Source organism: Thermococcus gammatolerans EJ3, from assembly GCF_000022365.1.
GTDB lineage: Archaea > Methanobacteriota_B > Thermococci > Thermococcales > Thermococcaceae > Thermococcus > Thermococcus gammatolerans.
Window position 1 is genome coordinate 852,999 of record NC_012804.1, and the last position, 13,218, is coordinate 866,216.

Genomic DNA, 13,218 nt, shown 5'->3' on the forward strand with positions numbered 1-13,218 from the left:
CCTCCTACCCGTGAAAGATGTTGGCTGAGATCCTCCTCTCCCTCATCCTGCTCTGGGACGGCTACTTCTTCCTCCGCTACCTGCTCAGTCTCAGAAGAGCCTATCCCACGCGGGAGTGGAGCCCAATGGTTAGCGTCGTTATTCCCGCATACAACGAGGAGGAGAACATCGAGGATGCGGTTAAGGCTGCCCTCTCCCAGGATTACCCAAACTTTGAGGTAATCGTAGTGGACGACGGTAGCACCGATGGAACCTACGAAAAAGCCCTCTCGATCAAGGATGAGAGGCTCAGGGTCATTAGAATTAATCATGGAGGAAAAACTAGGGCTTTAAACGTGGGGCTTGAATTCTCCGCTGGAGAAATCATCGTTACAATCGACGCAGATGGTCTCCTTGAGAAAAACGCCGTTTCACGGCTTGTTGAGAGGTTTTATTCCGATGACATTGCCGCGGTTGGCGGCCAGGTGAGAGTTCGGGGAGAGACTTTCCTTGAGCTCGCCCAGGATATTGAGCACCTGAGGATAGCGACTTTCCGAAGGGCTAAGGAGCTTGAGAACCTCAGCCTTGCCCCCGGGCCTATCTCGGCCTTCAGGAAAAGGTCTCTGCTTAAGATTGGGGGCTTCGTCAATGATCTCGTTGAGGACTATGCAACCACGCTGGCCCTGAAGAAAATCGGGCGGGTGGTTTACGCCCCGGGGGCGAGGGTGTGGGTTCGAATGCCCTCCGGGTTAGGGGCTCTGTGGAGGCAACGGAGGAGGTGGTTCCTCGGTGACCTGCCGAAACTCTCCTCAAAGCCATTCAAAGAAAAACTGGTTTTCATTATGAGTGATCTCGTTGCTCTCTTGGACGTTCTCTTCCCCTTGGCCGCGCTTATGGCTGGAAAGTGGTCCTTGCTATTGATATTTCTGGTTCTTGAATGGCTCATGATGTATTTGATAGTCAGGGTTGAGGGTGGTATGCTCGTAGAGGTTGCTCTCTTCCCGGTTATTCTGTGGTTCTGGGCGGCCTTTTATCTCAGTCTGCACATCTACGGCTTAATCCTATATGCCTTCGGAAAGAAGACACCATCGGAGTGGAATTAGCAGAATGGGGGTTAAAAACCCTTAGTTTAGGAAACTCTTTTTATGGGTTTGCTGGAATTTTTATGGTGAGTCTAAATGAAAACAAAGACATGTGAAGTTGATCTTCCCTATAACTGGGACGTGGTCGTTAGAGTAATCAGTAAACCCGAGAAAACGCTTCCTTTCTTCCCCTACTTCGAGAGCATCGAGGGAGACACCGTCAGGTTTAATGTTCCCCGTTTTATGGCGAAGATAGGCTACGAGTTCAAGCTTAGCGTTGCCGTCCAAGAGAACCGCGCGGTCTATACTTTCACAGGGGACAGGGGCATACTGACAGTAGTCTTTGAGATGGAGGGGAAGCATTTGAAGGTCATCGCCAGCTGGTCAGGCTTTGCGGAGCTCATCATGGGGAAGCCTCTCCAGAAGTTCGTGAATGGAATTGCCAACGCTGTGAAGGAGTTCTGTTCCGCAGAGATGTGTCCGCTCACTCTAACCGGTGATGAGGGGTATTTAGATTTTAAAACCGTGTGCTCCCTCTTTAAGAAAACCGCTATGGAGATGGGCGGTGATTTCTTGGTTGAGTGCACTTCAGAGGACGGTACGGTTTTGAAGGGCAGAGTACACGAGGGAAACCTCGTCGAAGTTGAGGTTATTGAGCCTTCGGGCAGGAAGACAACGGTTCGGACAGAGATACCGGTTCTTGAAGTTGATGAGGATCTATTCAAGGATCTACCCCTTGAGAAAAGGTTCAGAATAAGGGTAAAGAGGAACTAGATGCCCTCTTTTAGTACTTCCCCTATTGCTTTTTTTAGCTCGTCGTAGGCCTCTTGCAGCGACTCTGGGATAACCTTGGTGTCCGCTATGACGGGCATGAAGTTCGTGTCACCATTCCAGCGCGGCACTATGTGCAGGTGAACGTGGTCGTCAATTCCTGCGCCGGCGACTCTACCGAGGTTAACGCCCATATTGAAGCCATCCGGGTTCATAGCCTTTTTTATTGCCCTGATCATCAGCTGTGAGAGTTTCATTATCTCAAGCAACTCCTCGTCCCTCAAATCCTCCCATCTTCCGATGTGCCGGTAGGGGGCTATCATAACGTGCCCTGGGTTGTAGGGATAGTTGTTCATTATAACGAAGCTGTGTTCTCCCCTGTAAAGAATGAGCCTTTCCCTGTCGCGGTTTTCTCTTGGAAAGTCGCAGAATATGCAGCCCTTATGCTTGGGGGAGCGTATGTATTCTATCCTCCAAGGGGCCCACAGGATCTTCAACCTCTCACCTCCGGAAGGGAATAAATAGAGGGGTTAAAAAGTTTCCTGGGATCCGTGAATCCTGCGGAGGAGGGGAACAACTGCAAAGAGAAGGAAGGTTGCTGGTCCGCAGATTCCGTGAGTGCTCTTTCTGTGAGCTTTGGTCCGGTAGAGTACTATTCCATTTTCAGGAGAAACTCGGGTGAACTTAACAATGACTTTCGTGCCGTTTGCAGGAAGAATTTTATAGTGTGGTGTGAAAGTGCGCTCCTTCACCATAATGGCCTTCGTCGTGATGTGGTCGAGTTCCTGATAGTAGGCTTCTTCGTAGAACTTCTCAGGGGAAATCCTGCTGAGGGTCATCTTGGACTCCTGTAACTTGCCGTTTTCGATCTTCACTCCAATGGCGTCTTTGGATACCTCCACCCAGTTACATTCGGAGAGGGCTGGCGGTTTATTCTGAATCTCCACCTCAATAATTCCGTTTCTGTCGTATGCGAGAACCGTGGAGTTAGTAGCTTTGAGAATTCCCAGGAGGGGCCTATAAACTGTTGCCTCCTTCATATTGCCGTTTTTGCCAATCAGAATGATCTTCGTCTGGTTTATGCCTAAAAACTGGTCGTACTCTTTCGTGAGGATTACCAACAGTCCGGGGGCTTTCGAGATAGAGACGTTCTCTCCCTCGCTGAATCCCAACGTTTTGACCGTGTACGAGCCGCCGTTTTCTAGGGTTATAAGGCAGAGCATCCCACCACTTTTCACGATTGTGATTACCGTCCCGTTGAAGTGGAAGGCCTTTAGAATCCTGCCCCCTGATATAGAATATCTCCGGGCGGTCTCAAACTTCTTGTCCTCGATGACTATTAGATACCCGTTGCTCCACAGTATCGTCTGATTGTCTTCTCTAATTCCTCCTGTTATGGGCCCCCTGAAAAGTGCCTTCAAAGGCATCACCAACTCTTTGAACTCGCCCGGAGATTCCATAGAATACGGCCAGTAGGAGGTGTGGAATTTCACGAGTAGCCCATTTCTTGTACCACTGAGAAAGCTTCCTCCAGTGGGATACGGATCAACGGCCTCCCGCTTTCTTGGTGGCTTATATGATCTCTCGCCCATTAAATCCTCAAGACTTTCGCTCCCGTTATGGGACAGCATAACGTAGACGCTGCCCCCATAAGGGACCATTCCTTCAACCACGTGTTCGCTCGGTATCCTGAAGGCGTTCTCAAGGGTTCCGTTGGATGAATAGTGGAGGATATATCCCCACGGCCAGGAGCTCGTCTTTATGTGCACACAGTATCCATCGTTGAGAACGATCCTTTCTATGGTGAACCCTTTCAGGAACGTTTTTGCCCATTTCAGTTTCATGTCTTTGGAGAGCATGTAGATGTTTATTCCGTCCCGGGATGTTGAAGCGATTGCAATGTTTCCCTTGTACCCGCCTAACTTTCCGGGGTTCCTCTCACCGAGGTAAATGCCTCTTAGGAACTTCCCCCACTTTGAGAACTCCATGACATAGGTGTCCCCTTTCTCGCTTCTCAGAAGCACTGCGAGGTTCTCATTAGAGAAAGTGATTGACTCAGGGGTCAGAATGGCGGATTTTTCGTTCTTGGTCTTAACGGAGTACTCAATGCTGAACTCTGTCTGGAGTTCCCTACTGGAGGTTCCCGCTATTATCGGCCCCAATCTCCCTGGCCGAAGGTCCACAATTCCGAGGGTGCATCCATCACTGGTGGGAACCGTGCCGATTAGGTAAATGAGATCCCCGTTTCCCGCTCCATAAATGCCGGTCATCCCTTCAATCTGAGCGCTCCAGTTCAATTTTCCGTTAGGAGCAACAAAAATTATTCTAGTGAAAACGCCTGGGATACTTTTTAGGACGTATATTCCAAATGGGGTTGGGATCACGTCAAAGTTTGAACCCAGTTGATTCACTGTTAGAACACTATTTTCCGTTTCAAGTTCCACAGTCCATTCTACACTCAAATCCGGTAGCAACTGGCTGAGGTACAGGCCGTTTCCAGACCAGAGGACGTATATAAATTTCCCAGATTTGGCCATCCTTATGCCCTTAACGGCCAGATTTATAGTCTCGGGCTTGGCCGCCTTGAGAATTCCGCCGGTCTCGTTTATCTCGACAACCTCTCCGTCAACTGTGAGCACGTAGAGGTTGCTCCCAAGAGAAACCGCGTCCTCTGCAATGAAATCCTCGTATCCAATGGCCTTTTGGAGAGTTCCATCATCAGAAACCAGCAAAAGAAGCGTTCCTTGGCCGGAGGTAAGAACTGCAAGATTATCCCCGAGTTCGCCCACCCATATTATCTGGTGTTCATATTTAGCGGGGTTCTCAATCGGATGCAGGGAGCGTGCATTAACACTTGGAATAAGTGTCACAAATACAATCAGAACCCACGCAATAGCCGTTACTCTCTGTCTTCTCATAATTCCCACCGTTGTTAGTACTATGGATGACCTTAAAAAACTTTCCAAAATCAGAATGTTAGGCCTCAACTTTTAAACATAATCAGAATGTCCCACGGATTACAGTTGACCAGAAAACTGTGAATTGCTGCCCAATAAAGCTGGTGGGCCCGCGGGGCTTCGAACCCCGGACCTCCGCCTCGTGAGGGCGGCGTCATAACCAGACTAGACCACGGGCCCGCCCGGTTATTGGAGGAAAGGCCGGGTTATAAATTTTTCGTCGCAGGGCCTCAACTTTTTAAACATTCCTCCACAACTTCATCCGATGCTCGCCGTTAGAGTCCCCAAGAGAGAGGCAGAAAAAGCGCGGAGGAAGCTCATCGAACTCGGCGTTCTGGCGAAGGGATACGCCGTCAGGCGGGAGGGTGAGTTCGTTCTGTTCCCCGTGACTGAAGAAGTAGAGGGCTTCGAGCTGGTCGAGGCCGAGTTCGAGAGGCTTGAGAGGAGACCCCACAGCTACCGCGAGGTCGTTGAAGTCCCGGATAGTGTTAAACCGCTCCTTCCAAGTTCCTTCGACGTAATCGGGGACATCGCGATAATCGAGCTCCCCGACGAGCTGATGCCCTACGGGAAGGCAATCGGCGAGGCAATTCTCAAAGTCCACAAGCACATCAAAGCAGTCTTCGCCAAGGGAAGTAAAGTCGAGGGAGAATACCGCGTTAGAGAGTTAATCTACCTTGCTGGGGAGAAAAGAACCGAAACCCTCCACCGCGAGAACGGGATAAGGCTCAAGCTCGACGTTGCCAAGGTCTACTTCTCCCCCCGCCTTGCCACAGAGAGGATGAGAATTTTTAAGAAGACAAGGTCTGGAGAGGTCGTCTTCGACATGTTCGCCGGCGTCGGGCCGTACTCAATCCTCCTCGCGAGGAAGGCGAAGCTCGTCTTCGCCTGTGACCTGAATCCTTGGGCAATCCGCTACCTTGAGGAGAACATCAGGCTGAACAAAGCTCACAACCTCGTCCCAATCCTTGGGGACGTCAGGAAAGTTGCCGGAAAGCTCAAGGCTGACCGCGTCATAATGAACCTCCCCAAGTTCGCAGATAGGTTTTTGAGAGAGGCCATGCTTAGCGTCAGGTCCGGCGGGATAATCCACTACTATGGCTTTTCCCCGGAGGAAGACCTCTACTCGGAGCACGAGGCGAGGATTAAGGCCGTCGCGCGGGAGCTGGGCTTCTCGGTCGAGTTCCTTGAGCGGAGGAAAGTCCGCCCCTACGCGCCGAGGCAGTTCAACATCGCGATTGACTTTAGGGTTCTGAAGTGATGTTTCGTATGGAAAACGGGACTTTAAAAGCAGGTGTTTTCCCGATAAAACACCCTTAAGGTTATAAAAACGGAAAGATTGAAGATGACAGAGGAGTCGGTTCACTTCCCCGCTATCCTGACGTTCTCGAACCTTATGAAGGGCGTCGTCATGGTGTTCATAAAGGGCATCACGGTCTGCTCCCTGCTCACCTCGCTCGCCTGCCTGAGGAGCTCGTAGACGTTGCCAGCGATGAGGAAGACGCTCGAGCCGACGACTTCCCCGTCCTCGATGAGGAAGGCAGGGTTGGCAGTTACGGCGAAGTTTCCGTTGTCGGGGTTGCTGGAGTGTGCGCCCTGGAAGCCGTCCACGAAGTAGCCCCTGTCGATTTCGGCTATCATATCCTCAAGGGAGCGCTTGCCCTTCTCAATAACCACGTTGTGGAAGCCGATGTTAATTCCGCCACTTCTCAGGTCGCGCTTCCCGTTTCCGGTGCTCTCGGTTCCGTAAACCTTCGCCCAGTAGTTGTCCCAGACGAATCCCCTGAATGTTCCGTTTTCAATGAGGACGTTCTTCCTCGTCGGAACACCCTCGCCGTCCGCTATGACGGGCTCAAGCGACAGCTCGTGGAACGGGTCGTCGTACATCGTGAGGACGTCGCTCGCAATCTTCTCGCCTACCTTGCCAGCTAAGGGCGTGGTTTCCTTGACCAGGCGCTCACCGCTGAAAGCAGGGAGGAGCGCGTAGCTGAAGAGGCCTGCAATCGCCCAGGGGCCGAGGATTATCGGAACCTCCTCGTTCCTGCTCGGCTTGACGCTGTAGGCCCACTTGACCTTCTGGACGGCCTTCTCGACAACCCCCTCAACGTCGAGGTTTAGGTCACGCTTCGCGTCGAAGTCGAAAATTCCAGGCGTCACAACGCCTTCCTTCCTGCCTACGAGCTCAACGAAGAAGAACGCCGCGCCTCCCTCCTGGAAGACGTCTATTCCATGGGAGTTGACGACGTGCCTTTCCTCCCAGCTGACGCCACCTTCTCCGCCGGCGACGACGGCGTTCGGCTCTTTCTCGCGGGCGAGCTTTATAGCCCTGACGAGCATCTCGACGAGAACGTCCGGCGAGGCCTCCTTCAGCTCGTAGTTGGGCTTCGGCGCCTCCCTGTATTTCCCCGGCTCCGGCAGTGAGAGCCACTTCTCGTCCCTGCTGTTGAGCCTCGCCATCTTCGCGGCCTGCTCTATCGCTTCCTTAACGCGCTTCTCCTCGTCGCTGTCCACTATAGCTAAACCGAGGCGCTTGTCCTTTATACCGCGGATTATCGTTACGGCCCCGCTCCTCGTAGAGGCCATCGAAATCTCGTTAAGCTCGACGCTCGCGCTGACCTCCCTCGAGCGGTAAACTGCAATCTCAACCTCATCGAAGAGCTTCTCAGCGTAGCGTATGAGGTTCTCCATCGTCACCACCTCAGCCAATCAGTATTCCCCCGTCAAACCTCATGTGCGGGCCACCTGAGCTCACGAAGGCGGTCTGTCCCTTTCCGCAGAAGCCGACCTCGAGGCCGAAGTCCTTGCCGACGGCGCTTATCTTTTTGAGGGCCTCTATCGCAACGCCGGTAATCGAAGTGTCCCTTATCGGTTCCGCTATCTCGCCGTTCCTGATGACGTAACCCTCCTGGATTCCGACTTGGAAGGCGCTGTTGAGCTGGGCCTGACCGCCGCGGAAGTCAACGACGTAATAGCCGAATTTGATGTCCTCGATGAGCTCTTCGAAGGAGTGGTCGCCTGCCTCGAAGACCGTGTTCCTCATTCTGATGATCGGCGGGTAGCGGTAGCTTTCAGCTCTGGCATGGCCGTTCGGCTCCATTCCCCACTTGTGGGCGTACTCGCGGTTGAGCATTATCTCCTTCAGGATTCCGTTCTCGATGATGTGGATGTCCTTGACCGGAACCCCCTCGTCGTCGTACTTGTCGTTTCCGAAGCCGCCTTCAACGATGCGCTCGCTCATCGTGACGTACTCGGGGGCAATCTGCTTGCCGATGAGGTCCTTGAAGGGCGAGTTTATCGTGAGGTCTGCCTCGGCGAGGTGGCCTAAAGCCTCGTGGGCGATGATTCCAACGACTATCGGGCCAGCCACAATCGGCCACTCACCGCGCTTCGGAGCCACTCCTTTCAGCTGGCTGTGCATCTTCCTGAGAAGCCTCTCCTTCACCTTCTCGTTCGGCTCTATCTCGGTCATAAGCTCCCAGCCGTAGTCAACGGCTCCAATGCTGTCCCTCGCCATCGCGAGCTTTCCGTCGGCCTTACCGGTGACGTATGTTCCTTGGTAGAGGTAGTTGTAGTCCCACTCTATCCTCGTCCCCTCGTTGGTGAGGAGTATCTTCTTCCCTCCGCCGTCCTCGTAGCGAATCTGAACGCTCTTGACGGCCTCGTCTTCCTTGAGGAGCTTCTCAAGCTCTCTGAGATGGGAAACTTTCTCCTCAATGTCCACTTCCCTTGGCTTGACGCGCATCTTGCTCTTCACGAAGTCTTCGACTGGGTCTATCTCTGCGAGCTGGATTTTCTCCTTCTTCGTCTGCGCGGCCGCCCTGGCGAGCTTGTAGGCCTCTTCAATCTTCTTCTCAAGGTTCTCAAGCTCGCTCGTCGAGGCAAAGCCCCAGGCACCGTCCGCCAGAACCCTTATGGCAACGCCCCTGTGGAGCTTCCCCGTGAAACTCGTAAAGACGCCGTCCTTGAGGCCGAGCGTGGTCTTCCTTAAGTCCTCGTAGCGCAGCTCGATGTACTCGGCCTTCAGGTTTTCTTCAGCCCACTTAAGGGCCCTTTCAAGTGCCTCCATGTCCACCACCGTTGACCTTTGTCCAATCTCTTGTGAGAGGGGCAACTATAAAAGCCTTTTGAGCCTTTCGATGAGCATCTAAGCATAGTCAGGACATTGGGGAATAAAGTTTTTAATGAAGTAAGAACCTAGAACACTGGGGATGCTATGATGAAAAAAGTCGTACCATTGGTTATCTTAGTCGTTGCCCTTTCCCTCGTTGCTGCCGGCTGTGTGTCCGTTGAGGAGCACGTGAAGGTAAGTTCCGACGGGAAAATAGCGCTCCTCAAGATGGCCATCAACATGAGCAGGGATGTGTACTCTCTCGCGCTCTCCAACACCAGCGAGGGCTCCTTCTGCGCGGACTTCAGGGAGAACCTGACGGATTACGAGAAGGAGCACTTTACCTGCGAGGAAAAGGTTTCTGGGGAGACCGCGACGATCGTCATAACCGGAAAGGACATAGACCCATCCAAGCTCACGGGAGACACTAAAATGAAAGTGGAGAAGCAGGGCGATTACATTGAGTTCTGGGACTACACCTGGTACGAAGAGGGCAAAAAAGAGGAGAAAAATGAAACCGACTGGGATAAAGAGATCGCAAGCCTTTTCACGATAGACTACTACCTTGAAATGCCGGGAGAGATCGTTGATTCCAACGCTCAGGTGGTTAACGGGAACAAGGCCGAGTGGCACTGGAACCTTTACGTGGCCTCAAAGCGTCCGATCTACGCCAAGGCAAAGGTTGAGGAGAAGAAGGGTCTCTGCGGTCCGGCTTTCCTCGTGGGTCTGGCAATAGTGCCGCTTCTCTTACGGAGGCGTTAAGGGGTTCTTTCCTTTAATCTTTGCCTTCAAAATAATGACCTCTTTCATTGAAAGGACGTCTTTTCGTGTTCTTTGACTTTGATTGATTTGCCTCTTTATTTAGATATTAGTCGAAACGCTAAGCTTTTATACGAAAAGAGCCGATTTATCTTGGTGGTTTCTATGGCCAAAGGGCTGGGTATTAAAGACATCGGAAAGTTCAAGCTCGTTGGGAACATCGACGCCTTCGGGAGAAGGCTTGTTTTCCAGGTCACGGAAATAAGCGTCGAGAAGGACGACTACTTCTCAAAGCTTTACCTCTACGACGGCAGGAAAGTTAAGCCCTTCACCTCCGGAAAGAAGGACGGAAACCCGCGCTTCTCCCCGGACGGAAAGCTGATAGCCTTCACCTCCAAGCGCGATAAGGAGAGCAAGGAGGCCGAGCTGTATGTTATTCCGACCGACGGCGGCGAGGCGAGGCTTTTAACGAAGTTCAAGTACGGGATTAAGAACCTCCGCTTCACTGAGGACGGGAAGAGCGTAGCGGTCGTTACGCCGGTAAAGGTTGAGAAGAAGCCGAAGGACGACGTGCACGTCATCAGGGAGATCCCCTTCTGGTTCAACGGTGTGGGCTGGGTCTATGGAAAGAGGAGCGTTGTCCATCTGGTGGACGTGGAGAGCGGAAAGAAGAGGCGCGTAACGCCGAAGAGCCTCGACGTCTCGCAGGTTCGCTTCCACAACGGCAGGCTGTACTTCGTTGCCCAGGAAGACCGCGAGAAAAAGCCGATGGTCAGCGACCTCTACATCCTTGAGGGCAGGAAGGCAAGAAAGCTGACTCCGGGGAAGTGGAGCGTGAGCGACTTCATTCCGCTCGACGACGGCACTTTCATCCTCAAGGCTAACACGCGCGAGCGCGGGATTCCGACGAACACTCACATCTACCACTACAACCCAGAGACGGGCGAGCTGAGGAAACTCACCGCTGGCTTGGACCGTTCTGCATACAACTCCCTCAACAGCGACGTCCGCGGAAGCCAGAGGGCAGAACTGGTTTTCAAGGATGGCTGGGTTTACTACGTCGCGACCGACGGCCCGAGGGCGAACCTCTTCCGCGTGAACCTTGAGGGGAAGATAGAGCGCGTCGTTGGTGGAAATAGGAGCGTCGAGAGCTTCGCAATCGGGGACTACATAGCCTTCACCGCCCAGGACGCGGTCACTCCGACGGAGCTCTACGTTCTCAGAGACGGGAAGGAGAAAAAGCTCACCGACTTCAACGGCTGGATTAAGGGCTACAAGCTCTCCAGACCGGAGCACTTCAAGGTCAAGGCCAGCGACGGCGCCGAGATTGACGCGTGGATTATGAAGCCCGTTGATTTTGAGCCGGGCAGGAAATATCCAGCCGTTCTGGAGATTCACGGTGGGCCTAAGACGGCTTACGGTTACTCATTCATGCACGAGTTCCACGTTTTGACGGCTAAAGGCTTCGTGGTAATATTCTCCAACCCGCGCGGCAGCGACGGCTACGGTGAGGAGTTCGCCGACATAAGGGGTCACTATGGGGAGAGGGATTACCAGGACCTCATGGAGGTCGTTGATGAAGCACTGAAGCGCTTCGACTTCATTGACGAGGAGAGAATAGGCGTCACCGGCGGTTCCTACGGCGGCTTCATGACGAACTGGATAGTCGGCCACACGAACAGGTTCAAAGCGGCCGTGACCCAGCGCTCAATCTCAAACTGGGTGAGCTTCTTCGGAACGACGGACATCGGCTACTTCTTTGCTCCAGACCAGATAGGGGGCGATCCCTGGAGTAACACCGAAGGCTACTGGGAGAAGAGCCCGCTGAAGTACGCGCCGAACGTGGAAACTCCGCTCCTCATAATCCACTCGATGGAAGACTACCGCTGCTGGCTCCCGGAGGCGTTGCAGTTCTACACGGCGCTCAAATACCTCGGCAAGACCGTTGAGCTGGCGCTCTTTCCGGGCGAGAACCACGACCTGAGCAGGGGCGGAAAGCCGAAGCATCGCGTTAAGAGGCTTGAGCTGATAGCAGGATGGATGGAGAGGTGGCTAAAGGGGTGAGTCTGTCTTTTTCCTTTCATAACCTTTCATAACCCTCAAATATGTGAATCCACGTATTTCTGTGCGGCGATGGCATGCCAAACATAACCCTCTCAGTCCCGCCCGACCTCTACAGGAGAATGAAGAAGCACCCTGAAATAAAGTGGAGCGAAGTGGTAAGGAAAGCCATAGCGGAGTATTTGGCCAAAATCGAGGCAGAAAAGCTTTAGCTCGGATGAACTGTTATCACTCCTTGGCGAGGATGTGATAGTCAAGAAAGGGGCACCCGGGCCGGTGGTTGATGCGGTAATTGTTGCGGTTGCAATGAACCGGGAGCTGACGCTCTTTACGAGGGGCAAACACTTCGAGTGGATAAAAGAAGAGTTTGAAGGGCTAAAGCTTTTAGAGCGTTAAATTGTTTTACTTTCTCCCCGTATTCTCTCAATGTCTTCGTCGAACTTTTTCTTCGCCCACTCCAGCTTGTCAAAGGCGAGTTTTGAGGTGAGAGTGTAGACAAACAGAGAAACGAGGAACACCGCGAGCAGTAGCAGTGAAATCGTTTCCTCGGTTGTGTACTGAAGCGCGAGGACGAGCGCAACGCCAGCACTCAGGGGTACGGAGTAAGTTTTGAAGAGTGAGAGGGCTTTGTGACACTTTGAATACGGCAGTTCGGCATATTTCCAGAGGATTATGAATAGTGGAATTCCGATCAAAAAGCCAAGGAATAATGGAGTTACGTAGTGCTCCGGCCATACAAAGTAGAGAGCAATCGGTAGGCCGATGATCCATTCAAAGCCTGTGTAAAAGCTTACCTTTGGATACTTTGCCTTGTGGAATCCGAGGGCGTAAGCACTCTGAAGGAGGAAGAGGGCCGAGAGACCGCTCAGGGCGAGAAGGGAGTGTCCTATTTTGAGATCGGTCAAAGCCTTGGAGCTCACTGAAACGTAGACGAACGGGGCGGAGACGTCCCAGAAGCCACCAGCCCTGAAAATCAGCTGGAGTCCGAGAACGTCGATTGCGAAGTCCCAGCCGCTTTTGTAGTCCATCGTTGGGCCGGAGAAAAAGACCAAAATAACGAGCAGAGCCCAGAGCAGTGGGAGATAACTCTTCAGGCTTGGTTTGAGCCTTAAAACAGCTTTGTAGTCCTTGGTGGTAGTGGTGTTTTTTCTTATTTCTTCGGCATTAATGTAAATGGGGACTCTGACGTTCGCGAATGTATAGGATGGAAAGACCCTGAACTCCTCGGGCGCAATATCTTTGATCTGGAAGCTTGCGTTGAATTCTATTTTCCCACCAAGAGGTACATAAAAGTCCCTGTAGAAGAGCTGAACGTTGGATGAGTACCCGTAAACTCTCACAATTGAGTCATTTTGAATGCCGCTCACTCCGCACGAAAACTTTGCAACTCCATGAGAGTAAGCTGCGACATCATCGCATGATATCGAGAGGGCTGAAACCCCATGAATGAGGAGCAGTGCAAGCGTGATTCCTACCAACACGCTTATCCTCATATTCCTGC

Annotated in this window: 12 protein-coding genes and 1 tRNA gene; 7 read left to right on the forward strand and 6 right to left on the reverse strand. The window is 52.5% G+C overall.

The window, feature by feature from the left end; genetic code table 11:
• Positions 1-17: 17 nt before the first annotated feature.
• On the forward strand, positions 18-1,082 hold the full coding sequence (locus TGAM_RS04695) for a glycosyltransferase (protein WP_015858537.1): 1,065 nt from the start codon (positions 18-20) through the stop codon (positions 1,080-1,082).
• 75 nt (positions 1,083-1,157) lie between these two features.
• Positions 1,158-1,835 (forward strand): hypothetical protein, encoded by a 678-nt coding sequence (locus TGAM_RS04700; protein WP_015858538.1) that lies wholly within the window; start codon positions 1,158-1,160, stop codon positions 1,833-1,835.
• Here the strand turns inward: TGAM_RS04700 and TGAM_RS04705 are convergent.
• The 3 genes from TGAM_RS04705 to TGAM_RS04715 all read right to left on the reverse strand — a co-directional run bounded on the left by TGAM_RS04705 (position 1,832) and on the right by TGAM_RS04715 (position 4,969).
• Positions 1,832-2,329 carry an HIT family protein gene (locus TGAM_RS04705; RefSeq protein ID WP_015858539.1) on the reverse strand — a complete coding sequence of 166 codons (498 nt, stop codon included), beginning with the start codon at positions 2,327-2,329 and terminating at the stop codon, positions 1,832-1,834. The two genes, TGAM_RS04700 and TGAM_RS04705, sit on opposite strands and share 4 nt — an antisense overlap.
• 33 nt (positions 2,330-2,362) lie before the next feature.
• Positions 2,363-4,750, reverse strand: a complete 2,388-nt coding sequence (locus TGAM_RS04710) for a CGP-CTERM sorting domain-containing protein (protein ID WP_238516267.1) — start codon at positions 4,748-4,750, stop codon at positions 2,363-2,365.
• 141 nt (positions 4,751-4,891) lie between these two features.
• Positions 4,892-4,969, reverse strand: a tRNA-Val gene (locus TGAM_RS04715).
• Positions 4,970-5,054: 85 nt separating this feature from the next.
• Here TGAM_RS04715 and trm5b point away from each other — a divergent pair.
• The gene (trm5b, locus tag TGAM_RS04720) at positions 5,055-6,050 is read left to right on the forward strand and encodes a tRNA (guanine(37)-N1)-methyltransferase Trm5b (RefSeq protein WP_015858541.1); all 996 of its coding nucleotides are present in this window, start codon (positions 5,055-5,057) and stop codon (positions 6,048-6,050) included.
• 101 nt (positions 6,051-6,151) lie between these two features.
• Here trm5b and TGAM_RS04725 read toward each other — a convergent pair whose 3' ends face one another.
• Complete coding sequence (locus TGAM_RS04725; RefSeq protein ID WP_048811144.1) at positions 6,152-7,477, reverse strand: TldD/PmbA family protein; 1,326 nt, start codon at positions 7,475-7,477, stop codon at positions 6,152-6,154.
• A gap of 10 nt (positions 7,478-7,487) precedes the next feature.
• Positions 7,488-8,855, reverse strand: a complete 1,368-nt coding sequence (locus TGAM_RS04730) for a TldD/PmbA family protein (protein ID WP_048811145.1) — start codon at positions 8,853-8,855, stop codon at positions 7,488-7,490.
• 150 nt (positions 8,856-9,005) lie between these two features.
• Between TGAM_RS04730 and TGAM_RS04735 the strand changes: the two genes are divergently transcribed.
• From TGAM_RS04735 to TGAM_RS11025, 4 genes are all read left to right on the forward strand, one after another.
• Entirely contained in the window at positions 9,006-9,659 is a 654-nt protein-coding gene (locus TGAM_RS04735; RefSeq protein ID WP_148206268.1) for a CGP-CTERM sorting domain-containing protein, read from the forward strand.
• Positions 9,660-9,821: 162 nt separating this feature from the next.
• Entirely contained in the window at positions 9,822-11,720 is a 1,899-nt protein-coding gene (locus tag TGAM_RS04740; RefSeq protein WP_048811146.1) for a dipeptidyl-peptidase 5, read from the forward strand.
• A 74-nt stretch (positions 11,721-11,794) separates the two neighbouring features.
• On the forward strand, positions 11,795-11,929 hold the full coding sequence (locus tag TGAM_RS11400) for a hypothetical protein (RefSeq protein ID WP_015858546.1): 135 nt from the start codon (positions 11,795-11,797) through the stop codon (positions 11,927-11,929).
• Between the two features lie 34 nt (positions 11,930-11,963).
• Positions 11,964-12,113, forward strand: a complete 150-nt coding sequence (locus tag TGAM_RS11025; RefSeq protein WP_193777129.1) for a hypothetical protein — start codon at positions 11,964-11,966, stop codon at positions 12,111-12,113.
• On the opposite strand, the gene TGAM_RS04750 is transcribed toward TGAM_RS11025, so the two are convergent.
• Positions 12,110-13,210, reverse strand: a complete 1,101-nt coding sequence (locus TGAM_RS04750) for a hypothetical protein (RefSeq protein ID WP_015858547.1) — start codon at positions 13,208-13,210, stop codon at positions 12,110-12,112. The two genes, TGAM_RS11025 and TGAM_RS04750, sit on opposite strands and share 4 nt — an antisense overlap.
• Between the last annotated feature and the right edge of the window lie 8 nt (positions 13,211-13,218).